21 protein-coding genes are annotated in these 23,076 nt (G+C 66.4%); 4 read left to right on the forward strand and 17 right to left on the reverse strand.

Translation table 11 applies throughout. The features are described 5' to 3' along the window. Nucleotides 1-73: 73 nt before the first annotated feature. Together H4V95_RS12950 and H4V95_RS12955 are read right to left on the reverse strand one after the other, a co-directional pair. Nucleotides 74-1,183 carry a histidinol-phosphate transaminase gene (locus H4V95_RS12950; RefSeq protein WP_196866274.1) on the reverse strand — a complete coding sequence of 370 codons (1,110 nt, stop codon included), beginning with the start codon at nt 1,181-1,183 and terminating at the stop codon, nt 74-76. 242 nt (nt 1,184-1,425) lie between these two features. Beyond that, nucleotides 1,426-1,785, reverse strand: coding sequence for a LysM peptidoglycan-binding domain-containing protein (locus H4V95_RS12955; RefSeq protein ID WP_196866275.1), 360 nt, complete (start codon nt 1,783-1,785; stop codon nt 1,426-1,428). Nucleotides 1,786-2,237: 452 nt separating this feature from the next. Between H4V95_RS12955 and lexA the strand changes: the two genes are divergently transcribed. Continuing rightward, nucleotides 2,238-2,894, forward strand: a complete 657-nt coding sequence (gene lexA / locus H4V95_RS12960; RefSeq protein WP_245346162.1) for a transcriptional repressor LexA — start codon at nt 2,238-2,240, stop codon at nt 2,892-2,894. Here the strand turns inward: lexA and H4V95_RS12965 are convergent. Both H4V95_RS12965 and hflX read right to left on the reverse strand, forming a co-directional pair. Continuing rightward, nucleotides 2,891-4,909, reverse strand: a complete 2,019-nt coding sequence (locus H4V95_RS12965) for an ATP-dependent DNA helicase (protein WP_209730826.1) — start codon at nt 4,907-4,909, stop codon at nt 2,891-2,893. The genes lexA and H4V95_RS12965 overlap by 4 nt on opposite strands. Further along, nucleotides 4,902-6,446 carry a GTPase HflX gene (gene hflX / locus H4V95_RS12970; protein WP_196866277.1) on the reverse strand — a complete coding sequence of 515 codons (1,545 nt, stop codon included), beginning with the start codon at nt 6,444-6,446 and terminating at the stop codon, nt 4,902-4,904. The genes H4V95_RS12965 and hflX overlap by 8 nt, the downstream gene beginning before the upstream one ends. Before the next feature lie 143 nt (nt 6,447-6,589). Here hflX and H4V95_RS12975 point away from each other — a divergent pair, with 143 nt between their 5' ends. Together H4V95_RS12975 and H4V95_RS12980 are read left to right on the forward strand one after the other, a co-directional pair. Further along, nucleotides 6,590-6,943 (forward strand): hypothetical protein, encoded by a 354-nt coding sequence (locus H4V95_RS12975; RefSeq protein WP_209730827.1) that lies wholly within the window; start codon nt 6,590-6,592, stop codon nt 6,941-6,943. 77 nt (nt 6,944-7,020) lie between these two features. Then, complete coding sequence (locus H4V95_RS12980; RefSeq protein ID WP_196866279.1) at nt 7,021-7,629, forward strand: class I SAM-dependent methyltransferase; 609 nt, start codon at nt 7,021-7,023, stop codon at nt 7,627-7,629. A gap of 24 nt (nt 7,630-7,653) precedes the next feature. Here H4V95_RS12980 and dapF read toward each other — a convergent pair whose 3' ends face one another. The 7 genes from dapF to H4V95_RS13015 all read right to left on the reverse strand — a co-directional run bounded on the left by dapF (nt 7,654) and on the right by H4V95_RS13015 (nt 14,989). After that, entirely contained in the window at nt 7,654-8,598 is a 945-nt protein-coding gene (gene dapF / locus H4V95_RS12985; protein ID WP_209730828.1) for a diaminopimelate epimerase, read from the reverse strand. Nucleotides 8,599-8,602: 4 nt separating this feature from the next. Next, on the reverse strand, nt 8,603-9,532 hold the full coding sequence (gene miaA / locus H4V95_RS12990) for a tRNA (adenosine(37)-N6)-dimethylallyltransferase MiaA (protein ID WP_209730829.1): 930 nt from the start codon (nt 9,530-9,532) through the stop codon (nt 8,603-8,605). A gap of 2 nt (nt 9,533-9,534) precedes the next feature. Continuing rightward, nucleotides 9,535-11,094, reverse strand: a complete 1,560-nt coding sequence (miaB, locus tag H4V95_RS12995) for a tRNA (N6-isopentenyl adenosine(37)-C2)-methylthiotransferase MiaB (protein ID WP_395939841.1) — start codon at nt 11,092-11,094, stop codon at nt 9,535-9,537. 60 nt (nt 11,095-11,154) lie between these two features. After that, on the reverse strand, nt 11,155-12,519 hold the full coding sequence (locus tag H4V95_RS18430) for a lytic transglycosylase domain-containing protein (RefSeq protein ID WP_312884036.1): 1,365 nt from the start codon (nt 12,517-12,519) through the stop codon (nt 11,155-11,157). 204 nt (nt 12,520-12,723) lie between these two features. After that, nucleotides 12,724-13,260 carry a regulatory protein RecX gene (locus H4V95_RS13005; RefSeq protein WP_209730830.1) on the reverse strand — a complete coding sequence of 179 codons (537 nt, stop codon included), beginning with the start codon at nt 13,258-13,260 and terminating at the stop codon, nt 12,724-12,726. 246 nt (nt 13,261-13,506) lie between these two features. After that, a complete protein-coding gene (gene recA, locus H4V95_RS13010) occupies nt 13,507-14,580 on the reverse strand; it encodes a recombinase RecA (protein WP_196866282.1) in 1,074 nt (357 codons plus the stop codon). A gap of 190 nt (nt 14,581-14,770) precedes the next feature. Then, a complete protein-coding gene (locus tag H4V95_RS13015) occupies nt 14,771-14,989 on the reverse strand; it encodes a DUF3046 domain-containing protein (RefSeq protein WP_196866283.1) in 219 nt (72 codons plus the stop codon). A gap of 109 nt (nt 14,990-15,098) precedes the next feature. On the opposite strand from H4V95_RS13015, the gene H4V95_RS13020 reads away from it, so the two are divergent. Beyond that, nucleotides 15,099-15,572 carry a MarR family winged helix-turn-helix transcriptional regulator gene (locus H4V95_RS13020; protein WP_196866284.1) on the forward strand — a complete coding sequence of 158 codons (474 nt, stop codon included), beginning with the start codon at nt 15,099-15,101 and terminating at the stop codon, nt 15,570-15,572. A gap of 74 nt (nt 15,573-15,646) precedes the next feature. On the opposite strand, the gene H4V95_RS13025 is transcribed toward H4V95_RS13020, so the two are convergent. The 6 genes from H4V95_RS13025 to dapA all read right to left on the reverse strand — a co-directional run bounded on the left by H4V95_RS13025 (nt 15,647) and on the right by dapA (nt 23,012). Beyond that, entirely contained in the window at nt 15,647-16,087 is a 441-nt protein-coding gene (locus H4V95_RS13025; RefSeq protein WP_192477265.1) for a helix-turn-helix domain-containing protein, read from the reverse strand. Nucleotides 16,088-16,213: 126 nt separating this feature from the next. After that, nucleotides 16,214-16,732 (reverse strand): CinA family protein, encoded by a 519-nt coding sequence (locus tag H4V95_RS13030; protein WP_196866285.1) that lies wholly within the window; start codon nt 16,730-16,732, stop codon nt 16,214-16,216. Between the two features lie 11 nt (nt 16,733-16,743). Next, on the reverse strand, nt 16,744-17,370 hold the full coding sequence (gene pgsA, locus H4V95_RS13035) for a CDP-diacylglycerol--glycerol-3-phosphate 3-phosphatidyltransferase (protein WP_209730831.1): 627 nt from the start codon (nt 17,368-17,370) through the stop codon (nt 16,744-16,746). A gap of 9 nt (nt 17,371-17,379) precedes the next feature. Beyond that, the gene (locus tag H4V95_RS13040) at nt 17,380-20,316 is read right to left on the reverse strand and encodes a DNA translocase FtsK (protein ID WP_209730832.1); all 2,937 of its coding nucleotides are present in this window, start codon (nt 20,314-20,316) and stop codon (nt 17,380-17,382) included. Nucleotides 20,317-20,379: 63 nt separating this feature from the next. Further along, a complete protein-coding gene (locus tag H4V95_RS13045) occupies nt 20,380-22,071 on the reverse strand; it encodes a ribonuclease J (RefSeq protein WP_196866288.1) in 1,692 nt (563 codons plus the stop codon). Further along, nucleotides 22,068-23,012 (reverse strand): 4-hydroxy-tetrahydrodipicolinate synthase, encoded by a 945-nt coding sequence (gene dapA / locus H4V95_RS13050; RefSeq protein WP_196866289.1) that lies wholly within the window; start codon nt 23,010-23,012, stop codon nt 22,068-22,070. Before dapA ends, H4V95_RS13045 begins: the two co-directional genes overlap by 4 nt. Nucleotides 23,013-23,076: the final 64 nt, after the last annotated feature.

Consider the following 23,076-nt stretch of genomic DNA (forward strand, 5'->3'; position numbering starts at 1 on the left):
CGGATGGGTGCTGGGTGATGCGGTGGTTCGTGTCGCCAACGCGCGATGCCGCTGGGCACGGTCTCCTACCAGTCTAGGAGACGGTCCTGCCCAGCAACGATCCCAGAGTGTCAAGGAACACTGTGGTTTCGGTCTCGGTACCGGCCGTGACCCTCAGATGGCCGGGGATGCCAACGTCACGGATCAGGACGCCCGCGTCGAGCAGGCCCTGCCAGATACGTTGTGGATCCTCAAGACCTCCGAAGAGGACGAAGTTGGCGTCCGACGGGACCGGTGACAGTCCCAGACCCCGCAGGCTCTCGACGATCCGGTCCCGCTGCGCCTTGATGTTTTCCACATTGGCAAGCAGCTTCCCGGAGTGGGTCAGGGCGGCGTTGGCGGTCGCCTGCGTCACTGCCGAGAGGTGATATGGCAGGCGGACCAGCCGCAGCGCATCAGTAACCTCGGGTGCGGACGCCAGATAACCGAGACGGGTTCCGGCCATGGCAAAGGCCTTGCTCATGGTGCGGGACACCACGAGGCGCTCGCGGCCCTCCAGTAGGGTCAGGGCGCTGACCGTGCCGGTGTGGGCAAACTCTGCGTAGGCTTCATCGACGATCACGATCGCCTGGGCGTCCTCGCTGGCCTCATAAACGGCTTCCACGACGTCCAGCCCAAGGGCGGAACCGGTGGGATTGTTGGGCGAGCAAAGGAAAACGATGTTTGCCCCGGACTGCTGTACCTGGCGGGCAGCATCGCCGGCACTGAGATCAAACTGCCCGTTTCCTTCCCCGGCGATGTACCGGGTGCCGGTGCTGCTGGCAAGGAGCGGATACATGGAGTAGGTCGGCGGGAAGCCAATCGCGGACCGACCCGGCCCCCCGAAAGCCTGCAGAAGGTGCTGCAGCACCTCATTGGACCCGTTCGCCGCCCAGAGGTTGTCCGGAGTCAGCCCGTGGCCCAGGTACCGGGCCAGGTTGGTGCGGAGCTCGGTGAACTCCCGGTCCGGGTACCGGTTCAGGCCGCCGACCTCATGGCTGATCGCAGCGATGATTGCCTCCCGCACCTCGTCCGGGACCCCGTAGGTGTTCTCGTTGACATTCAGGAGGATCGGGACGTCCAGCTGGGGGGCACCGTAAGGGTGCTTCCCCCGGAGATCGTCGCGTAGGGGCAATCGGCTCAACCGCTCAAACTGTTCGCTCACCTCTCAAGGTTAAGCGCGGAGCCCGCCAGTACAGAATCGGGCCACCTGCAAGTCCGCGCTACCACCTGCAAGGCCACGCTGACAGGCAAGTCCATGTTGGCAGGTAAGCGCACAACCGTTGGCGCACCGCGTCGGCGGCCGAAAGCTGGCGGACCGGGTTGGCTATATTGACGGGCCGGCAGTGACCTGACGGGCCGGCAGTGAATTGCGCTGCGAGGGTGCTTCTGCGAGGGTGCTGCGGGTCACCGTCCGGACGGGATATCCAGCTGCTGCCCAGCCTGCAGTACCGAGGTGCTGAGGCTGTTCAGTTCGACGATCTCGGCCACGACGTCGCGTGGGTCCCGCTCGGGAGCAAACTCGGTGGCCAGGTGCCAGATGGTTTCGCCGGAGGCTACGCTCACGCTGACGGTCTGGGTGAATTCACCGTGTTCGCTGGAGGCCTTCGCCGGGGAGTTGAAGAAGCCGGACAACATGAGGGCGGCTGATGCCAGCAGCACGATCGGCAGGCCGACCAACAGGAGCCTGCCGCGGCGGGTGAGCCGCAGTTTTGCGCGGCTGGTGTCACGGGCGGGGGAATCTTGGTGTGTGGTGATGACAGACATGGATACACCTCTCTGTACTCGAATCAGTCCATTCGATCCCGGCGCTGCGGCCGGGCCCGGCCAACGGGCCGGGGATCCTGTTCGACTGTAAAACCGGGTGAACCCGTTTTGTTCGAACTTATCTTCGAATTACTGCTTGTTTATTTTTAGCACTCATTGACGAACTTTGTCGAGACACGATCGAACAAATGTTTGAAAACGTGTCCTAACTCCCATACCGTTAGGGCAAGGATGATGGTTTGGTTCCAGCAGAAATCAGCACATCATCCGCCACTGACAAAATAAGCTCGGCCCCTGAAAACATCAGGATCCGCCGGGTCACCTGGATTCTTATCGAAGGGACAGCGACCGTGAAAGAGTCCGACGGACCACTGGATGAACAGACCTCCGACCTGGCTCCCACGGCCCTCCCCGCCCGTGGCCGCCCCCGGGGTCGGCAGGTGCCCAAGGGAATGACCGTCCGGCAGAAGAAAATCCTGGAGACCATCCAGCGGGCGATCGGCACCAACGGCTATCCCCCGTCCATGCGCGAGATCGGAGACACGGTGGGGCTGGCGAGCCTGTCAAGCGTCACCCACCAGCTCTCGCAGCTGGAAAGGATGGGGTACCTAAGGCGGGATCCGAAGCGGCCCCGCGCGATGGAGATCCTGCTGCCCCTCACCCTTGATCACGACCAGAAGGGCGCCGCCGCTGGGACCGCTGCGGGAGCTCCAACCGAGATCGGCGGTGCCATTGACGCTGCAATGGTTCCCATGGTCGGCCGGATTGCTGCTGGTGGGCCCGTCCTCGCGGACCAAGTGGTCGAGGACGTCATGCCGCTGCCGCGGCAGCTGGTGGGCCACGGCGACCTGTTCATGCTTCGCGTTTATGGGGACTCAATGATCGACGCGGCGATCTGCGACGGCGACTGGGTGGTGGTCCGTCGGCAGCAGGAAGCCCAGAACGGTGACATCGTGGCAGCACTGCTGGACGACGAGGCGACGGTGAAAACGTTCCGCCAGCGTGACGGCCACACCTGGCTCCTGCCGCAGAACACCCAGTACGAGCCGATCCTCGGCGATCAGGCCACCATTATGGGCAAGGTCGTCTCGGTGATGCGCGCCCTCTAGCGGGGCTCGCCAGCCAGACGCTCCAGGACCCCTAGCGCCGTCGCGCGATCGGTGGTGGACCAGAACGGGGGAAGTGCGGCACGTAGGAACGAGCCGTACCGTGCGTTGGCCAGCCTGGAGTCCAGGATCGCCACCACCCCCTTGTCTTCGGTCGCGCGGATCAGCCGTCCGGCGCCCTGGGCGAGCCGGACAGCCGCATGCGTCGCGGAAACGCTCATGAAGCCGTTGCCGCCAGCCTTGGCCACCGCCCTCGTCCGGGCTGTCATCAGGGGGTCGTCGGGCCGGGGGAACGGAATCCGGTCGATGGTCACGAGTCGGCAGGACCTGCCGGGCACGTCCACTCCCTGCCACAACGACATGGTGCCGAACAGGCAGGTGTCCGGCTCATCGGAAAACTGCTTGACCAGGGCGGACATCGAGGAGTCGCCCTGGCACAGGATGTCGAAGTCGACCCGGGGTCGCAGCGCCTCTGCCGCTTCTTCCGCGGCGCGGCGGGACGAGAACAACCCGAGTGCCCCACCCCGGGAGGCCTTGAGAAGCACCTCCAGCTCATCGAGTTGGGCCGGCGAGGTGCCACGCTCAGGCTTGGGCAGATCCTTCGCCACGTAGAGCACGCCCTGCTTCGGGTAGTCGAACGGACTGCCGACGTCGACCCCGGTCCAGGAGGGCGCAGACGCCCCGGCAAGCCCCAGCGAACCGGCGACCGGTCCGAACTCGGAACCGATGGCGAGGGTCGCCGACGTCAGCACCACCGTGTGGTCGGCGAAGAGCCCCTCCCGCAATTTCCCTGCGACGGAGAGCGGCGCAATGTTGATCGTGGCGGGCGCAGTGTCGTCAGGCTGCGAATACCCGGTACCCGGAGAGAAGGTGCTGGGCCGTGACGCCCACAGCACTTCCCCAGCGGGGGTCGCGGTGAGCAGTCGTTCACACAGTTCAAAGACCGCCATGACATGGGACTTGGCCATCTGCCGGCCACCGTCCGCCGGGGTTGGGCCATCCCCCTTCGCATCCGAGAGCACCGCGCGGCAGGCCTCACGGACCTGCGTGATGGCGGATTCCTGGTCCTCGGTGAGGCCTGCAGCCATCAGGCCGGAAGGGATGCCCTCGACCGTCGACTCGAAGAAGCGGTTCGCTGAATCCAGGGGTTCAGCGCTCACTGACAGGTGTCGGCGCGCCGCTGAGGCAGCGGCGGAGATCATGCCGGTCGAAAGCTGCCCGGAGACCGCGCCCGTGACCCTGTCATGCAGTTCGTGTGCCTCATCAATGACCACCACGTCGTACTCGGGCAGGACGGCCAGCCCTTCGAACGCGCTGATGGCCAGCATGGCGTGGTTGGTAATGACGATGTCGGCGTCCCCCGCCTTCGCCCGGGCCCGCTCGCTGAAACATTCAGCTGCAACAGGGCATTTCTGGGCTCCCAGACACTCCATGCTGCTCACCGACACCTGACGCCAGGCCTGCTCGCTGACGCCAGGGGTAAGTTCGTCGCGGTCACCCGTCTCAGTGTCCTCCGCCCATTCCCGGAGCCGGACCACCTCGCGGCCCAGCGGTGTGGCCGGGCCTGCCGCCGGGTGGGGTGCAGCGGTGTCCTCACCGAGGCTGAAGAGCGCGTCGGGGGCCCCTTCCTCAGGGAAGCCGCCGCCGGTCTTGTGCTTGCAGACGTAGTTCCCGCGGCCCTTGAGGAGGACAACGTCCACCGGGCGCGGCAGTTTGCCGTTTAACGCCTTCAGGAGCCGGGGCACATCCCGGCCGACTATCTGAGCCTGGAGGGCGAGGGTCGCCGTCGACACGATTGCTGGCTTGTCGTGGGTCAGGGCGTGGGAGATCAGCGGAATGAGGTAGGCCAGAGACTTGCCGGTACCCGTTCCCGCCTGGACCAGCAGGTGGTCGCCGGAATTGAGCGCCTCGGCGACCCGCTGCGTCATCTCGTGCTGGCCGGTGCGGTTCTCACCACCCATGGCTTCGACTGCGGCATCGAGGAGTTCCAGCGGCCCGGTGGCGCCGCTCTCAGGCATGCTGGCGGAATTCCTCCAGGTCAGCGGCGAGACCCTCGCGCACCATCACGTCGAGCCGGGTTCCCGACTCCATGTGCTCGAGATTGAGGATCTCGGCGTCGGACTGGTGCAGGCGGCTCACGACGTCGCCGCGCTCATAGGGCACCAGAAGGGTCAGCTTCACACTGGGGCGGGGAATGGCGGCACTGATGGCTTCCAGGAGCTCGGGGATGCCCTGCCCGGTGCGGGCCGAGACCACCACGTGCCGTGGTTCGCGCTGACGCAGGCGCTCGATCACAAACGGATCTGCGGCGTCGGCCTTGTTCAGGACGATGATCTCGGGGACCTTGCGGGCGTCGACCTCGGCGAGGACCTCGCGGACGGCGGCGATCTGGCCCTCCGGGTCCGGGTGGGAGACATCCACGACGTGCAGGATCAGGTCGGAATCGGCGATCTCCTCCAGCGTGGACCGGAACGCTTCGACCAGCTGGGTCGGCAGCGACCTGACGAACCCGACCGTGTCGGCCAGGGTGTAGCCGAGTCCGTCGGCGGTTTCCGCCTTCCGAACCGTGGGATCGAGGGTGGCGAACAGGGCGTTCTCCACGAGCACCCCGGCGTCGGTCAGGCGGTTCAGCAGCGAGGACTTGCCTGCGTTGGTGTAACCGGCGATCGCGACCGACGGAATCTCATTGCGACGGCGGTTCGCGCGCTTCGTTTCCCGGGCCGGCAACATGCCGCTGATTTCCCGACGCAGCTTCGCCATCCGGGTACGGATCTTCCGACGGTCCAGTTCGATTTTCGTTTCACCGGGGCCACGGGAACCCATACCCGCACCGGCGCCACCCACCTGGCCACCAGCCTGCCGGGACATCGAGTCGCCCCAGCCACGCAGCCGTGGCAACAGATACTCGAGCTGGGCGAGTTCCACCTGGGCCTTGCCCTCGCGGGACTTGGCATGCTGCGCAAAGATGTCCAGGATGAGGGCGGTCCGGTCGATGACCTTGACCTTGACGATGTCCTCCAGACCGCGGCGCTGGGAGGGCGAAAGCTCGCTGTCGACGATCACCGTGTCTGCACCGGTAGCCACCACGATATCCTTGAGCTCCTGGGCCTTGCCCGAGCCGAGGAAGGTGCCGGGGTCCGGCTTGAGACGGCGCTGGACGATCCCGTCGAGCACCTCGGAGCCGGCGGTGGCCGCTAGGGCTGACAGTTCCCGCAACGAGTTTTCGGCATCCTCAGCGGTGCCTTCGCTCCACAGTCCAGCCAACACCACACGCTCCAGGCGGAGCTGCCGGTATTCGACCTCGGTGACGTCTTCCAGCTCGGTGGACAGTCCCGCGACGCGCCGCAGTGCGCGACGCTCCTCAAGATCCTGCTGATCGCCGTCGTAGGACGACCGCTCATGATCCTGCCCTGTCGCGGCGCTGGCGAATCGGTTGCCCGCTGCCTTCGCGGACGCTGCTTCGTCTTTCGCCAGGATCCTGTCGATGACTGCCTGGATCTCGGCTGGGCCAATCTCCGGTTCCGGCGTGGCCGGTCCCCCGTTACTCGTGGACATACGCTCCCTAAAGTGGTGTCCTTCAATGGTAGTCGCCCACCCGCGGATCGGGTGAGGCAATTCACTGAGCGCGCAATCGGTCATTTGTTCCACCGGCCCGCCGGGTTGCCGTGGTCCCGGGCTGCCAACGATAGGATCTCGGCATGTATTCGGCCCGCCATCACTCCCTGATCCGGGAGCTTCGCGCCCTGCCAGCGCCCTCCTGGCTGGAGACCGTGCTCCTGTCCTGCCTGGAACGGTTGCGGGATGGCGGTCCCACGGAATGGGAGCAGGTACGGGTCGACGACGCGTGGGTTGACGGGGACACCATCTCGATCGTCTATCTGTCCCCCGGTGGGCAGCAGGCCGGGTTGATCAGGGGCCGGTCGTTCCTTTCGGTCGACGACCCGGTCGAGGCGGGCCGTGACATGGCGGATTATGATGTGGCCGAGCCCCTCGGTTCCGTCGCAGCGGATCTCGTCTACGACGCCCAGGGCGTCGGCTGGTGGGGAGGCTGAGCCCCTGGGGTCGCCCATCGGTCCCGTTGGTTACGTCATACGTGAAAGGGCCGGGTGCTCGACTACGCTGGTTTGTTATGGATTCCCACTACTTCAGCGCCCAGCCGTCCGGCCCGGAAATCCGAAAGCCGCTCCGCACGGTCCTGGCCGGAGTGGAGCGCACCCTGGTGACCTCGTCAGGCATTTTCAGCGCGGACGGCCTCGATAAGGGCACCCGCATTCTCCTGGCTGAGGCGCCCGACCCCGAGGGCACCCGCATGCTGGACATTGGCTGTGGCTGGGGGCCACTGGCGCTGACCCTTGCTCTGAAGGCGCCCGACGCCGAGGTGGTTGCCGTCGATGTGAACGAACGCGCCCTGGCGCTCACTGCCGAGAACGCGAAACTGCTGGGGCTGCGCAACGTCGTCGCCCAACGCCCCGAAGAGGTGGACGCCGGAGCCACCTTCGACACGATCTGGTCAAACCCACCGATCCGGGTAGGCAAGGACGAGTTGCATGCGCTGCTGCTGAAGTGGCTCCCCCGGCTCTCCACGGGCGGGTCGGCTTTCCTCGTGGTGCAGAAGAACCTCGGCGCGGATTCCCTGCAGAAGTGGCTGGGCGATCAGCTGGGAGTTGGGTACGAGGTGTCGAGGACTGCCTCCTCGAAGTCCTTCAGGATCATCCAGGTGGAGCGGCTCAGTTCCTGAGATAACCGGCCGGCTTAGACCGGCCTAGAGGAACGTCCCGGTTGCCACCAGGACGGCCGGCCCGCTAAGGCTCACGTGTTCGCGTCCCTCGGGTCCCGCATGGAAACGGACCCCGACGACGCCGCCCGGCACGTCGACGCTCCAGGCGAGAGGGGCCCCTGCACCGGCCCAGAACCGGGTGGCTGCCGCTGCGGCGCACGCCCCGGTCCCACAGGACAGGGTCTCCCCCACGCCCCGCTCGTGGACCCGCATCCGGACGCGTCCGACGCCGTCGTGAACGAGCGGGTCGTGGGGCACCACATACTCGACGTTGGTCCCCTCAACGGGGGCTGGCTCGACGAGTGGGGGCGTGAACAGGCGCGCGGCATCCAGTTCGGAGGGTTCGGCGAGTGCGACCACCGTGTGAGGGTTGCCCATGCTGATGGACAGGGCCGGCCGCGGCACCTCCAGCCCGTCGGTCTCCACCAGCGAATCGGTGGCCCTGGAGGCCGCCTCCCCCGGGAAGATAAACTCCCAGGGGCCCATGTCCACCGAGTAGCCGTCGGCGGAACGCTCCACCACTTTGATGCCACCGCGGGTGGCAATGGACGCCGTTGCACCCTCGGCGAGGGTGAGGAGCCCGGTGGAGACCAGCAGGTGGACGAACACCCGGACGCCGTTGCCGCACATCTCGGAGAGCGAACCGTCCGCATTGCGGTAGTCCATGAACCATTCGGCGGACGGGTCGCTTTGGAGCAGCGCGCGTCCCTCGGGCAGATGGTGGGACCTGATGGCCCGGATCAGCCCGTCGGCGCCGATCCCGCGGTGCCGGTCACAGACGGCGACGACGTCGTCGGGACGGATCTGTAATTCACCGTCGGGATCAGTGACCAGGATGAAGTCGTTGCCGGTGCCGTGCCCCTTGGTGAAGGCCACCCCCGCGAGGGCGCTGGGTGCGGGGGAAAGGAGTGCATCGGGTCGTGTAGTCACCACTCTAGGATAGGCCTAACGTGTGCCGGATGTGATCTGCGGCCCGGGTGGCGAGGAGCGGGTCCTCCCAATCGAGCCAGGTGATGCGCGGGTCGGCCCGGAACCAGGTGAGCTGTCGGCGGGCGAAGCGTCGGGTGGCGTCGATGGTGTCACTGGCTGCTTCGTCTGCGGTCCACTCCCCGTCAAGGACGCGCAGGAACTGGGCGTAGCCGAGGGCCCGTGACGCGGTGCGGCCGGTGCGCAGGCCCTGGCTGTCGAGGGTGGCGACTTCGTCGAGTAATCCGTTGTCCACCATGGTGTGGACCCTGGTGGCGAGCCGTTCCCGCAACAGAGCCCGGTCAACCTGCAGGCCGATCTGCAGTGCCGGCTGGTGGTACCGGCGTTGCGGCATGAAGGAGCTGAACGGTCGGCCGGTGACCTCATGGACTTCGAGTGCGCGGATCAGGCGCCGTGGGTCGAGGTCCCGCCCCGCGGACACCGGGTCGACGTCGGCCAGCCGCTCGCGCAGGGGGTCGGCTCCCGCGCGGGCAAGCTCATCCTCCAACCGGGTGCGGATGGCTGCATCCGTGCCCGGAAATTCCAGGACGTCCAGGGCCGCCCGGAGGTAGAGACCGGATCCGCCGACCAGGATCGGCATCCGGCCGCGCCCGCGGATGTCGTCGACCGCCGCCCGCGCCTGCTCCTGGTACGCGGCCACGCTTGCTTCATCCCGCACGTCGAGCGTGTCGAGCAGATGGTGCGGGACCCCGAGCCGTTCCTCAAGGGTCACCTTGGCGGTGCCAATATCCATGCCGCGGTAGAACTGCATGGAGTCCGCGTTGATGATCTCACCGTCGAACCTGCGGGCCAGATCGATGCCGATCGAGGACTTGCCGGACCCGGTGGGACCGACGACGGCGACCAGGGGCGGACCGGTGGGCTCGGTGGTTGGCAACGCTAGGCGCCGCGGACGGGGAGCGTGGGCATTCCCAGCGATACTGCGGCACCTGGCGAGGTCGTGCCGGGAGTGGGCGCACCGCAGGAGTCGGCCTGTGACCTATCCCACGCATCGCCGGCCCGTGACCGCCTGATCTGGATGTCTGCCGCGGTCGCCGGGTCGGCGACCAGGTGGAATGCTGCCGCCTCGGTGACGGTGACTGTGACCAGGTCGCCCGGCCGGGGAGGCGTGACGCCGTCGGGTACCGAGAAGTGGACCAGTCGCTGGTCGCGGGCGCGCCCGGACAGGCGGTGGGTCTCGCTGGCTTTGCGGCCCTGCTGGGCTGTCACCATCAGCTCGACGCTGCGCCCCAGCTGCATCGCGTTCTCCTCGGCGGCGATGCGGTCCTGCAACGCGGTGAGCCGCTCGAACCGTTCCTGCACCACGGCCTTGGGAATCTGCCCGGGCAGGTCGGCGGCGGGGGTGCCCGGACGCTTGGAGTACTGGAAGGTGAAGGCGGTCGCGAAACGGGACTTCTCGACGACGTCGAGCGTGCCCTGGAAGTCCTCCTCCGTTTCGCCGGGGAACCCCACAATAATGTCCGTGGAGATTGAGGCGTGCGGAATCTTTTCCCGTACCCGGTCCAGGATGCCCAGAAACTTGGTGGACCGGTAGGAACGGCGCATGGCCTTCAGGACGCTGTCGGAGCCGGATTGCAGGGGCATGTGCAGCTGGGGCATCACGTTGGGCGTTTCAGCCATCGCGTCGATGACGTCGTCGGTGAACGCCGCCGGGTGGGGGCTGGTGAACCTGACCCGTTCGAGGCCCTCGATGCTGCCGCACGCGCGGAGTAGTTTTGCGAAGGCCCCCCGGTCGCCGAACTCTACGCCGTAGGAGTTCACGTTCTGGCCGAGCAGCGTTACCTCGATGGCCCCGTCGGCGACCAGCGCTTCGATCTCAGCGAGAATGTCCCCTGGCCTCCGGTCGCGCTCCTTGCCGCGCAGTGCCGGCACGATGCAGAAGGTGCAGGTGTTGTTGCACCCGACAGAGATGGACACCCAGCCGGAGTACACGGCGTCGCGCTTGGTGGGAAGGGTGGAGGGGAAGACGTCCAGGGATTCGAGGATCTCCAGCTGCGCCTCATTGTTGTGGCGTGCCCGCTCCAGGAGAGCGGGAAGTGCACCGACGTTGTGGGTACCGAAGACCGCGTCGACCCAGGGTGCCTTCGCCAGGATGGTTTCGCGGTCCTTCTGGGCCAGGCATCCCCCGACGGCGATCTGCATGCCGGGGTGGGTTTCCTTCACAGAGGCGAGCATCCCCAGGTTGCCGTACAGCTTGTTGTCCGCGTTTTCCCGCACCGCGCAGGTATTGAAGACGACGACGTCGGCCTGCGCGTCGGTGGCAGCGGTATAGCCGGCGTCCTCCAGGAGGCCCGAGATCCGCTCGGAATCGTGGACGTTCATCTGGCAGCCATAGGTGCGCACCTCGTAGGTGCGCCCTACTTCCGAGGTCGGGGCTTCAGCCGCGCCCGCCGACGTGGCGGGGAGACCGGGGGGAAGGGTGGGGGTAATGAGACTCACCTGTTAAGGGTACGTGCGCCCGGCCGACCCCCACAATCGGATCTCAGCCGATCCGGGCGTCTAGTACCAGTTGACGCGCTGGGAGTGCTGCCAGGCGGCGCACGGGGACCCGTAGCGGCCATCGATGTACCCGAGCCCCCATTCGATCTGGGTGCGGTAGTTGGTGCGCCAGTCGGCGCCGGAACTGGCCATCTTGCTGCCGGGCAGCGACTGCGGTATCCCGTACGCCCCGCTGTAGGGGTTGTTGGCACTGGTCAGCCAGCGGGATTCCTTGTTCCACAGGCTGACCAGGCATTGGAACTGGCCGTTGTCCCAACCGAAGGAGGGTAGGCGCGAGGAAGCGTAGGCCTGGGCGCCGGCGGGGTCGTCAACAAGCGGGCCGGGCGCCGGCGCGGGGGCGGGCGCGGGGGCGGGCACCGGCTCGGGAGCTGGGCCCGGCGCTGGCCTGGGAGCGGGCGCTGGGGCGGGGGCCGGTGCCGGCCTCGGAGCGGGAGCAGGTGCTGGTGTGGTCGGAACGGGCGCAGGCGGGGTGGGGCGTGGAGCGGGCGTCGGCTGTGGCGCTGGGGCCGCCACGGCTGGGGGTGCCGGAGCGCGGGGCGGGGCGATGGTGGCCGATAAAGCAGCTGCAGCCTCACGTGCCTTGGCGGCTGCCTCGGCCGCCGCCTGCTGTTCGAGGAAGGCTGCCTGTTCCGCCAGCCCGGTGATGCGCTCGGCTTCCAGGCTGGCGGTGGTGTCCTTGAGCTCGGCCAGTTGTTCGAACAGCTCGGCGGACCGTGACTGGTGTTCCTGCACCGCTGCCCGCGCCGCGGTGTCGTCCTCCTGGGCGTCGGTGAGCCGTTGGGCGGCCTCGGTGGCAAGTTCCCGGTGCCGGTCGGTGGCAGCGTCGTATTGGTCCCTGAGGGACTCAACCTCACGTTCGGCTGCAACGGCGTCGCTGTAGGACCCAGCGGCGCGGTCGGTCACCCTTTCGAGCACCATCATGCGGTCGAGCAGGTCCATGGCCCCCTCAGGATCCAGCAGGACAAGCATGCCCGTGTTGGCGCTTCCGGTCTTGTAGGAGAGGGCGGCCGCGGCGCCCGCAGCCCGATGCAGGTCTTCCGATTCCGCTTCGGCGCCGGCCAGCTGGACGGCGAGGGTATCCGAGAGCCGCTCACTCGCGCGCAGCTCCTGGGCGGCCTGTGCGTGTTCGGCGGCCGAGTGCACCGCAGCGTCTCCCAATTCGGCTGAGTTGGATTGCAGTCCATCCAGCAGGGATTCGATCTCGACGACCTGGGCCTGCTTGGCCGAGGTGTTGTCCTTGGCGGCGCGGATCTCCTCCCAGGTGGGAAAGTCCTGCGCGGCCGCCGGGGCAATGGCCGTCAGGAGCGAGGCGCCAAGAGCCAGCACGGCCAACGCTGCACCAGCGCCCGTCCGTGCAGCAGTCACCCCGCGCCCCAGCCCGATCATAAGGATGTTCAGCCTACAGTTCGGCGATCTGGGTCCGCCATACCTCACCCGGCGGATTAAGGGAACGAATGGGTAACGGCGCGGCGCATCGGGGAGTGCGTGCAGGCCCGGCACCCGAACCGGCGGCCCGACCTGCGCCGGATCTGGCCTGGCCTGGCCAAACCGAGTCTGCCCTGGCTTGGCCTACCGAAAATCGAGCTCCGAGCTGTCGCTGGCCACCGCGTCGAAGCCCTCGTTCTCGTACTCGTCCTCACGCTCGGCCACATCGTCGAGCACAGCCTTCACCACCCCGAAGGCGAGGGACGGACTGTAGCCCTTCCGGGCGAGCATGCTCACCAGCCGCCGGGTTTCCTTGTCACGGCTGGCCCGGTCACCGGCGCTGGCGAGGGGGCGGTACTTGCGGCGTACCAGCTGCTCGGCGGCCTCCCGCTCCTCGTCGTCGCTGACCTGGGCCAGCGCGTCCTCGGCAAGGTCCCCGTGGATTCCCTTCCCGGCCAGTTCCCTCTTCAGGGCGCTGCGTGCCAGCGACCGTGTCGCTGCGCGGCTCCGCACCCACATCATGGCGAACTCGGCGTCATCGATCAGCTCGACCTCCTCGAACCGGTCCAGCACCGCGGCTGCCACCTTGTCCGGCACCTCCCGCTCCGCTAGTTTGGAGGCGAGCTGGTGCCGGCTCTTCGGTGCCAAGGTGAGCTGGCGCAGGACTATCGACCGGGCCATGGCGTAGGGGTCCGCGTCTGCGGCTCCCCCGCCATCCCCCTTTGGCGCAGACGACTTTCGGGCTGGAGACTTTGGGCCTGGGGACTTAGCAGCCGTGGTCTTTCGGGTTCCCCCGGACGTGCGCTTGGCTCCCAGCCCGCTACTCTGCCCGAAGGATCCCTTGCCGGAGCTTTGCCCGAAGGATCCTTTGCCGGAGCTTTGCCCAAAGGACCCCTTGCCGCTGTTCTGTCCGAAAGGCACGGCTGCCTAGCGGTTCTCTCCGCTGACCGCCTTCAGCTTGGGCTCCGCCTTTGCCTTGGGTTCAACGGTTGCGTCCTCGGCGGCAGCGCCCACACCCAGCTTCTCCCTGATGCGGCGTTCCAGCTCGTCGGTCAGGTCCGGGTTATCCAGCAGGAACTTCCGGGCGTTTTCCTTGCCCTGACCCAGCTGGTCACCGTCGTAGGTGAACCAGGCACCGGACTTCTTCACCAGCCCGTTCTCCACACCGACGTCGATCAGCCCACCCTCACGGGAGATTCCGTAGCCGTACAGGATGTCGAACTCGGCCTGCTTGAAGGGCGGTGCCATCTTGTTCTTGACCACCTTGGCCCGGGTCCGGTTACCCACCGGCACCGCGCCTTCCTTGAGGGTCTCAATCCGACGGACATCAATGCGGATGGAGGCGTAGAACTTCAGCGCCTTGCCACCCGTGGTGGTTTCCGGGCTACCGAAGAACACACCGATTTTCTCGCGCAGCTGGTTGATGAAGATCGCCGTGGTCTTGCTCTGGGCAAGACGGCCGGTGATCTTCCGGAGCGCCTGGCTCATCAGTCGTGCCTGAAGACCCACGTGGCTGTCGCCCATGTCGCCCTCAATCTCAGCACGGGGCACCAGCGCCGCAACCGAGTCAATCACCACCACGTCGATCGAGCCGGAACCAATCAGCATGTCCATGATCTCCAGCGCCTGCTCGCCGGTATCCGGCTGGGAGACCAGGAGTGCGTCGGTGTCGACGCCGAGCCGCTTGGCGTATTCGGGATCGAGGGCGTGCTCAGCGTCGATGAATGCCGCGATGCCGCCGTTGCGCTGTGCATTGGCGACAGCGTGGAGCGCCAGGGTGGTCTTACCCGAGGACTCAGGTCCATAAATCTCGACGACCCTGCCCCGGGGAAGTCCGCCTATGCCCAGCGCGGCATCCAGTGCGATGGAGCTGGTGGAGATGGTTTCGATGGGGGCGCGCACCTCATCGCCCAGACGCATCACCGAACCTTTGCCATACTGCTTGTCGATCTGCGCGAGTGCTGCTTCGAGAGCTTTCTCGCGGTCTGCTGGTGCGGCCATTCTTCACCTCAGTTGATTGTGGCCGTAGCGGCCGTTTTCGTGTTCAATTCGACGGTAGCCCGGGGCACTGACAAATTGAGAAGCTTCACGGCGTATGTGGATAACCACGACCACCGTCTCTATCAAATGATAGTCCTACCCGAACAAATATTCGAATAACGTGGTGCGGCGTGTCAGGGCTCCGGCGGGACTACTTCGGGGTGATATCCCTGCCCAGGCGCCGCTCCTGGGGGACATCCTGCAGGTCACAGACCGCCGTCCAGACCTCGCGGGGGCTGATCCCTGCCGCAAGGGCCTCCTCGGGCGTCCGGCCGCCAAGACCGGCGAGGACGATGGTGCGGGCCAGGGTGCGGGAGTATCCGCCGCCGAACTCGTCATCCATAAGCCGCCAAAAGGCACTGGTACGCATCTGGTCATCCTCTCATTTTCCCCGGAGCCGGTCGTCCTTCGACGGCACGGAGTGGCACTTTTGGACCCCATTGGTGGGCGATTGTGTCGGAAACCATAGAATGAACCACATGACAGCCGAGCACCGAGAAGCCGACCCCGCCGTAGACACTGCCATTCAGGCGCTTGAACAACAACTGAGCATGCTCTGGCGGAGGGCACGGTCGAACTCCTACAAGGTTGCCCGGCGTGTTCACCCGGACATGGAACCTGCCGCCTACGGGCTGCTGGTGATCCTGCAACGCGAGGGGGCGATGCGCCTCACGGACATCGCCGCGAGCATCGGCGTCGGGAAGCCATCGGTCAGCCGACAGATCGCCATGCTCGAACAGCTCGGGCTGGTACAGAAGGAAGCCGACCCCCTGGATGGCCGGGCCCAGTCGATCACGCTGACCCCTGCCGGGTCGAAGCAGCTCGTGACAGCCCAGACGGCCCGCAAGGAGGCGTTCCATCATCTGATGGAGGACTGGGATGTCAAGGATCTCACCACCCTGGGCACCCTGATCGCCCAGCTCAACGAGACCTACACCAAGGACAACTGGTAGGCGGAACGCACAACACAGCCCACCGGGATGACCCCGGCGGGCTGCGTTTAGGTACTGAGAATACTGCTTCGGGCCTAACGGTTGGTCGTTGCCAGACCGCGGCTGAAATCGTCGGACAGATCATCCGGAAGGTCGCCAACAAACGCGCGGGCGAATTCCTGGGGCACCGTGTCGGGTACTGAGACGCCCTCAGCTTCTGCGAGACGATCGCTGACTTCGCGGAGCATGAGGGACAACGGAACGTCGAGCGCCGTGCAAATGGAGGACAGGAGCTCCGAAGATGCTTCCTTCTGGCCCCGCTCCACCTCACTGAGGTAACCGAGTGAGACTCGAGCACTGTGCGAAACCTCGCGCAGCGTGCGGCCCTGCCGCTGGCGGACATCCCGCAGGACATCGCCGATCTCATGGCGTAGCACTACCATTTTGCGCTCCTTCGGCTTGCGCTGTGCATCTTCCGCCAACCCCACATCCCGCCAACGGACTACGCCGTTTATGGATACGGGTTGCTTTACCATCTGAATCGCCATGCTCCCTCGTTGCATTTGATCCGGTGTCTCCTTAGGGAGCTGGACCGGCTTGGTAGTTTCAAGCCTAAGCTGCCAACCTGTTCAATGGCTGACAGTAATGATAACTGTTCGGTCCTACATTTTGTTCCCGGGGTCCTGCGCCCGGACCCGTGCCCGTAACAGAGCAGCCATCTGTTCGAGGGCGGCGCCGCACGCGAGGGCACGCACAGTCTCCCGGTCGCCGTCGAACAGGTACTCCTGAACGCTGGTGCCGTCCGCCGACGCCACCGCGACAAACACCGTCCCCACCGGCTTGCCGCCGTGGGGTTCGGGACCAGCGGCGCCGGTGGTGGAGACTGCGAGATCGGCACCGAAGACCCGGCGCGCTCCGTCGGCCATCTGGCGGGCGACGTCGGCGTCCACGGCACCGGTGGTGGCAAGCCCCGCGGGGTCGACGCCGAGCACACCCACCTTGATGTCGTTCTGGTAGGTCACGGCCCCGCCCTGCAGCACGGCCGAAGCACCGGGCACCGCGCCCAGCGCGGCGCACACCATGCCGGCCGTCAGGGATTCGGCGGTCGCGAGGGTGAGGCGAAGGCCGGTTGCCAGCCGGACCACCTCAGCAGCGGGCCCGGCGGGGAAGGAGCTGGGCATCGGCGTCGCGGTTACGACGTCGGGTCGCCCGGTTGCCCGGACGCGCGGGCGCTCCGACGCAACCGGATGGCCTGGACGATGTAGTCCAGACCGGTCACGACGGTGACGGCGACGGCCGCGAGCATCACCGCGACCGCGAGCCAGTTGTACCATTCGCCGACCAGCCCGGCCAGCGGGAGCAGGTACAGGAAAATGGCGAACGTCTGGATCACAGTCTTGAGTTTCCCACCCCGTGATGCGGGCATCACGCCGTACCGGATGACCGCGAACCGCAGCACGGTGATACCGAGTTCGCGGACGAGGATCACGATGGTGACCCACCACCAGAGTTCCCCGAGGATTGAGAGCAGGATCAGGGCGGCACCGATCAGCAGTTTGTCGGCGATCGGGTCGGCGATCTTCCCGAAGTCGGTGATCAATCCCCGACTCCGTGCCAGGTCGCCGTCGAGCTTGTCGGTGTAGATGGCGACCGCGAAGACCGCCACCGCGAGCCAGCGGAACAACCCACCGGACCCGTCGTCGGCGCTCTCGTCGAGGAGCAGGAACCAGATGAAGAACGGAACCAGCAAGATTCGCACCACCGTCAGGACGTTGGCGATGTTCAGGGTGGGGACCTGTTGGGCCGGAGGAATACTCACGGCACTAGGCTACCTTCCCGTGAGGCTCCAGGCGTCAGTGGAACCGTCATCGTCGTCGTCCGATCCGTCATGGTACTGACCCGCCTGGCGGCGGGACTCGAGGTCGTCGGCCACCAGATCGATCGGCGCGCCGGAGGCACCGGCACCCGCCGCCGGTTCGTCGGGTACCGAGATTGGCCCGTCGCCACGCATGGCGCCGAGCACCCCGGCCAGATCATCCGGTTTGACGAGCACATCGCGGGCCTTCGAACCCTCGGAAGGGCCCACCACCCCGCGGGACTCCAGCAGGTCCATCAGCCGGCCCGCCTTCGCGAACCCGACCCGTAGCTTGCGTTGCAGCATGGAGGTGGACCCGAACTGGGTGGTGACCACCAGCTCGGTAGCCTGCAGGAGAACATCGAGATCGTCGCCGATGTCATCGTCGATCTGCTTCTTGGGCGCCTCGACCGCAACGTCCTCGCGGTAGTTGGCCTTCAGCTGGCCCTTGACGTGCTCAACCACCCGGTGGATTTCCGATTCGGTGACCCAGGCGCCCTGGACGCGCATCGGCTTGGAGGCACCCATCGGCAGGAAGAGGGCGTCGCCCTGGCCGATCAGCTTCTCGGCGCCCGGCTGGTCCAGGACCACCCGGGAGTCAGTGACCGACGACGTCGCGAACGCCATCCGGGAGGGCACGTTTGCCTTGATCAGGCCGGTGACCACGTCGACGGACGGCCGCTGGGTGGCGAGCACCAGGTGGATACCTGCGGCCCGGGCGAGCTGGGTGATGCGCACGATCGAGTCCTCGACGTCGCGTGGCGCCACCATCATCAGGTCGGCGAGCTCGTCGACGATGACCAGCAGGTACGGATACGGGCGCACCACGCGCTTGGAGCCTTCGGGCGGGACCACCTTCCCGTTGCGGACCGCCTTGTTGAAGTCGTCAATGTGCTTGTAGCCGTAGTTCGCCAGATCGTCGTAGCGGGTGTCCATTTCACGGACCACCCACTGCAGCGCCTCGGCGGCCTTCTTGGGACTGGTGATGATGGGGGTGATCAGGTGAGGGACACCCTCGTAGGCGGTGAGTTCCACCCGCTTGGGGTCCACCATGACCATGCGCACCTCATCGGGGGTGGAACGCATCAGGATGGAGGTGATCATCGAGTTCACGAACGACGACTTACCAGCACCGGTGGCACCAGCGACCAGCAGGTGCGGCATCTTGGCCAGATTCGCGACGACGAAGCCGCCCTCCACATCCTTGCCGACGCCCATCACCATCGGGTGGTCGGTCTTGCGGGCGTTGCCGGAGCGCAGCACATCGCCCAGCGACACGGTCTCACGGTCCGTGTTGGGGATTTCGATGCCGATCGCCGATTTGCCGGGAATCGGGGACAGGATCCGGACGTCGGAACTCGCGACGGCGTAGGAGATGTTCTTGGACAGGGCCGTAACGCGTTCCACCTTGGTGCCCGGCGCCAGCTCAATCTCGTAGCGGGTGACAGTGGGACCTCGGGAAAAACCGGTCACCTTCGCGTCGACGTGGAACTGGTCGAGGGTGTGGGTCAGGGCTGCGACCACCGAGTCGTTGGCCTCGGAACGTTCCTTGGGAGGAGTTCCGGCGGGCAGGTAATCGGAGGGCGGCAGGGTGTAGGTGACGTCGCCTGCCAGCTGCAGCTGCTCGGTGCGCTGCGGCATGGGGGTGGGCGGAACCTGCGGCTGGACGGGCGTCGAGGGGACATGCGGCGCGGCGGTGGGCAGGACCGCCATCGCCTCGGTGGCCGGGTGCGCGTCGCTGCCGCCGTCCGGGATCAGGCCATGTTCCTGCTTGATCTTCTCGGTGGCACGTTCCTGCTGGGTAGGGCGGCGGACCCCGGGCGGGACCCGCGGCTCGGCCGGCACGGCTGCAGTGTCGCGGGCGGCCGCCTGGCGGGACGTGAGGCTGCGCTGCGCCTCGTCCGGGCCGTCCTCGTCATCGAGGACGGCGCGTTCAAACGCCTCGTCGCCGACGTAGCCGTCCAGTTCGGCCTGGGTCGGCCCGGCCGGTTTGTCCCGGCCGAAGAGCCGCATTTTCCGCTTGGGCTTCCTGGCGGGCGCCGAGTGCCGCTGGTCGAGGTAGCTCTGGTCATGTTGTTCGGTCGCGTTGTCGTCAGCCGACCCGTTCCCATGCTGCCGGTCCTTCTCGATCAGGTCCTGCCCCATCAGGTGCTCATAGAGGGCACGGAGCCGGGACGGAATGTGACGGAACGGGGTGGCGGTGACTATCAGCACGCTCAGGAAGATCAGCACGCTCAGCAGAATAATCACCGGCCAAATGGTGAGGAGGCCGCTCAGCGGACCGGCGACCAGGAAACCGACCACTCCTCCGGCCTGCCAGAGCCGTTCAAAGCCGTCGGCGAGGGCCGGAGCCCCGCCGGAGAAGTGCGCGATACCGGAGCCCGCGAACAGGGCGATGGTCATGCCGATCCCCACCCGGTTGTTGGCCCGGTGGTTTTCGGGGTACCTGAACAGGCGGACGGCACCGATCAGCAGCATGAACGGCACCAGCAGCGCCATCCAGCCGAAGGTGCCAGCGGAGACCGCGTGTACCACGTCGGCACCGGGTCCGGTGAGGGCCCACCACTCGACGGCGGCAACAGCCACACTGAGGATTATCAGGAACAGGCCGGTGCCGTCCCGACGCAACTCCTTCTCGGGGTGGACATCGTGGCCGAACTTGCGGATGCCGGACGCGACCATGTGGGCGGTGCCCATCCACAGTCCCCTCAGGACGCGCAGGGGCAGCGGCAGGGAGTCACCGGACCCGGTGTCGCTGGGCAGCACAGGCTGCTTTTTGGTCGGTTGCCGGGTGTTGCCACCGCTTTTGTTAGCACCGCTTCGGCCCGAAGTTGAACGCGCAGCAGCCGAGGTGTTCTTACCGCGCGACTGCTGTGAACCACTGGGGCCCGGGGAAGTACGAGTCGCCATAGAGGCAACGGTACCGGACTTGGCCCCGGAATCCCGGGACAAACGCGGCAGGGCCGAACGGCTCTACGCCTCCAGGACCACCGGGATGATCATCGGCCGACGGCGGTAGCGGCGGTTGACCCAGGTGCCGATCACCCGGCGGACCACCTGCTGCAACTGGTAGACCGAGTGGTCCTTGTTGCTCATGACCGCTTCCTCGAGGGCCGCGTTCAGCTTCGGCTTGATCTCGTCGAACACCGAATCGTCCTCGGCGAATCCGCGGGCGTGGATGTCCGGTCCGGAGACGATCTTGCCGGTACTCCGGTTCACCACCGTGACGATGGAGATGAACCCCTCCTCGCCGAGAATGCGGCGGTCCTTCAGGTCGGCGTCGGTGATCTCCCCGATACTCGACCCATCCACGTAGATGAACCCGCACTCCACGGACCCCACAATGCGGGCGACACCGTCCACCAGGTCGATGACCGACCCGTCGTCGGTCAGCAGCACGTTCTCGGCGGGCACACCTGTCTGCTCGGCGAGCCGGGCATTGGCGATCAGGTGCCGGGTCTCCCCATGCACCGGCATCACGTTGCGGGGCTTGAGGATGTTGTAGCAGTACAGCAGTTCCCCGGCGGCTGCGTGGCCGGAGACGTGCACCTTTTCGTTGCCCTTGTGGACGACGTCGGCGCCGAGTTTCAGCAGCCCGTTGATGACCCGGAAAACAGCGTTCTCGTTGCCGGGGATCAGGGAGGACGCCAGGATCACCGTGTCGCCCTTGCCGACGGTGATCCGGTGGTCGCCGTTGGCCATCCGGGACAGGGCGGCCATTGGCTCGCCCTGCGATCCGGTGGACATGAGCACCACCTTGTGGTCAGGGAGGGCGTCGACGTTCTTGATGTCCACGAGGATCCCCTCGGGAACCCTGAGGTAGCCCAGTTTTGCGGCGATGGTCATGTTCCGCACCATCGAGCGTCCGGCGAAGCACACCTTCCTGTCGTGCGCCTCGGCGGCGTCCAGGACCTGCTGCACCCGGTGGATGTGGGAGGAGAACGAGGCGACGATGATCCGCTTGCTGACCTGGCCGAACAACCGGTTCAGTACCGGCCCGATCTCGCGCTCCGCGGTGGTGAATCCAGGCACGTCGGCGTTGGTGGAATCGACCATGAACAGGTCGACCCCCTCCTCGCCCAGCCGGGCGAACGCCCGCAGGTCGGTGATCCGCCCGTCGAGCGGCAGCTGGTCCATCTTGAAGTCGCCGGTGTGCAGGACGTTCCCCGCCGTGGTGCGGATGAAGACCGCCAGGGCGTCGGGGATTGAATGGTTGACGGCCACGAACTCGCATTCGAACGGTCCGAACTGTTCGATCTGGCCCTCGGTGACCGTGAGGGTGTAGGGAGTAATCCGGTGTTCCTGGAGTTTCGCCTCGATCAGGGCCAGCGTGAGCTGCGAGCCGATCAGCGGAATGTCTTTCTTGAGCCGCAGCAAATACGGCACCGCGCCGATGTGGTCTTCATGGCCGTGCGTCAGGACCAGGCCGACGACGTCGTCGAGCCGGTCCTCGATGTAGGAGAAGTCGGGGAGGATCAGGTCGACCCCGGGCTGGGTTTCCTCGGGAAACAGCACACCACAGTCGACGATGAGCAGCTTGCCGTCCAGTTCGAACACCGCCATGTTCCGGCCAATTTCACCGAGACCACCCAGGGGGACGATGCGCAGCACCCCCGCTGCGAGGTCGGGCGGGGTGATGAGCGCCGTGGCAGCGGAAACCGTCATGCCGGCGTTCCATTGTGGCGGCTGGTGCGCGGGCGGGCGAAGTTCATCCCCGCTTCGGCAAGGTCGGCGAGCACGGTTTCCATTTCGACGGCGGAGGGTCCCACAAGGGGCAGCCGAACGACGGCGTTCGGGATGAGGCCCTGCATCTTGAGGATCTGCTTGGCCGACACGGCACCGGGAATGTGGGTCATGACGGCACGGACCACCGGGTCCAGCTCGAAATGGATGCGGCGGGCGGTGGTCACGTCACCGGCGGCTGCGGCGTCCACCAGGGCCCGGAACTGTGCGGTGGCAACGTGGGCGCTCACGCTGACCACCCCGACACCGCCGGCGATCATCCATGGCAAGGTGAGGCCGTCGTCGCCCGAGTACACGTCGAGGGTGGTGTTGGCGAGCACGCGGGTGATTTCGGCGAAGTCCGCCTTGGCGTCCTTGAGCGCCACGATCTTCGGGTTGTCGGCCAACCGGATCATGGTTTCGGTGTGGATGGGAATACCCGACCGGCCCGGAATGTCGTAGATCATGATCGGCAGGTCGGTGGCCCCGGCGACGGCCTCGAAGTGGGCCAGCACACCCGCCTGGGTGGGCTTGTTGTAGTACGGGGTGACCACCAGTTGTCCGTCGACGCCGGCGCGGGCGGCGCGCTGGGCCATCTCGACGGAGTGGGAGGTGTGGTTGGTGCCGGTACCGGCGATGACCTTCGCCCGTCCGCCCACTGCTTCCACGACCACCCGGAACAGGTCTTCCTTCTCCTGATCCTCAAGGGTTGAGGTTTCACCGGTCGTGCCCGAGATCACCAGACCATCGCAGCCGTCGTCGACCAGCGCAGTGGCCAGCTGGGCGGTGGCGTCGAAGTCGACGCTGCCGTCCTGATGGAACGGGGTCACCATCGCGGTGACCAGGGTGCCGAAGGGAAGAGTCTGGGAATTGGTGAGGGCCATGGGTAAAACGTTACCCGGTTCGAAACTGTTAAGTCGCCGCTGCGCCCTTCCGCCGCGGCAGTCA

The organism is Arthrobacter sp. CAN_C5, assembly GCF_017875735.1.
Lineage (GTDB): Bacteria > Actinomycetota > Actinomycetes > Actinomycetales > Micrococcaceae > Arthrobacter_D.

Bases quoted from the DNA above. Each gene is read 5' to 3' on its own strand.
- H4V95_RS13045 (WP_196866288.1), bottom strand. From the start codon at position 22,071: ATGACGGTTTCCGCTGCCACGGCGCTCATCACCCCGCCCGACCTCGCA.
- H4V95_RS13040 (WP_209730832.1), bottom strand. From the start codon at position 20,316: ATGGCGACTCGTACTTCCCCGGGCCCCAGTGGTTCACAGCAGTCGCGC.
- H4V95_RS12965 (WP_209730826.1), bottom strand. From the start codon at position 4,909: ATGCCTGAGAGCGGCGCCACCGGGCCGCTGGAACTCCTCGATGCCGCA.
- H4V95_RS13015 (WP_196866283.1), bottom strand. From the start codon at position 14,989: ATGCGTACCAGTGCCTTTTGGCGGCTTATGGATGACGAGTTCGGCGGC.
- H4V95_RS12975 (WP_209730827.1), top strand. From the start codon at position 6,590: ATGTATTCGGCCCGCCATCACTCCCTGATCCGGGAGCTTCGCGCCCTG.
- H4V95_RS13030 (WP_196866285.1), bottom strand. From the start codon at position 16,732: ATGCCCAGCTCCTTCCCCGCCGGGCCCGCTGCTGAGGTGGTCCGGCTG.
- H4V95_RS13005 (WP_209730830.1), bottom strand. From the start codon at position 13,260: ATGGCCCGGTCGATAGTCCTGCGCCAGCTCACCTTGGCACCGAAGAGC.
- dapA (WP_196866289.1), bottom strand. From the start codon at position 23,012: ATGGCCCTCACCAATTCCCAGACTCTTCCCTTCGGCACCCTGGTCACC.
- recA (WP_196866282.1), bottom strand. From the start codon at position 14,580: ATGGCCGCACCAGCAGACCGCGAGAAAGCTCTCGAAGCAGCACTCGCG.
- H4V95_RS12980 (WP_196866279.1), top strand. From the start codon at position 7,021: ATGGATTCCCACTACTTCAGCGCCCAGCCGTCCGGCCCGGAAATCCGA.
- H4V95_RS13020 (WP_196866284.1), top strand. From the start codon at position 15,099: ATGACAGCCGAGCACCGAGAAGCCGACCCCGCCGTAGACACTGCCATT.
- H4V95_RS13025 (WP_192477265.1), bottom strand. From the start codon at position 16,087: ATGGTAAAGCAACCCGTATCCATAAACGGCGTAGTCCGTTGGCGGGAT.
- hflX (WP_196866277.1), bottom strand. From the start codon at position 6,446: ATGTCCACGAGTAACGGGGGACCGGCCACGCCGGAACCGGAGATTGGC.
- lexA (WP_245346162.1), top strand. From the start codon at position 2,238: ATGACCGTCCGGCAGAAGAAAATCCTGGAGACCATCCAGCGGGCGATC.
- H4V95_RS12955 (WP_196866275.1), bottom strand. From the start codon at position 1,785: ATGTCTGTCATCACCACACACCAAGATTCCCCCGCCCGTGACACCAGC.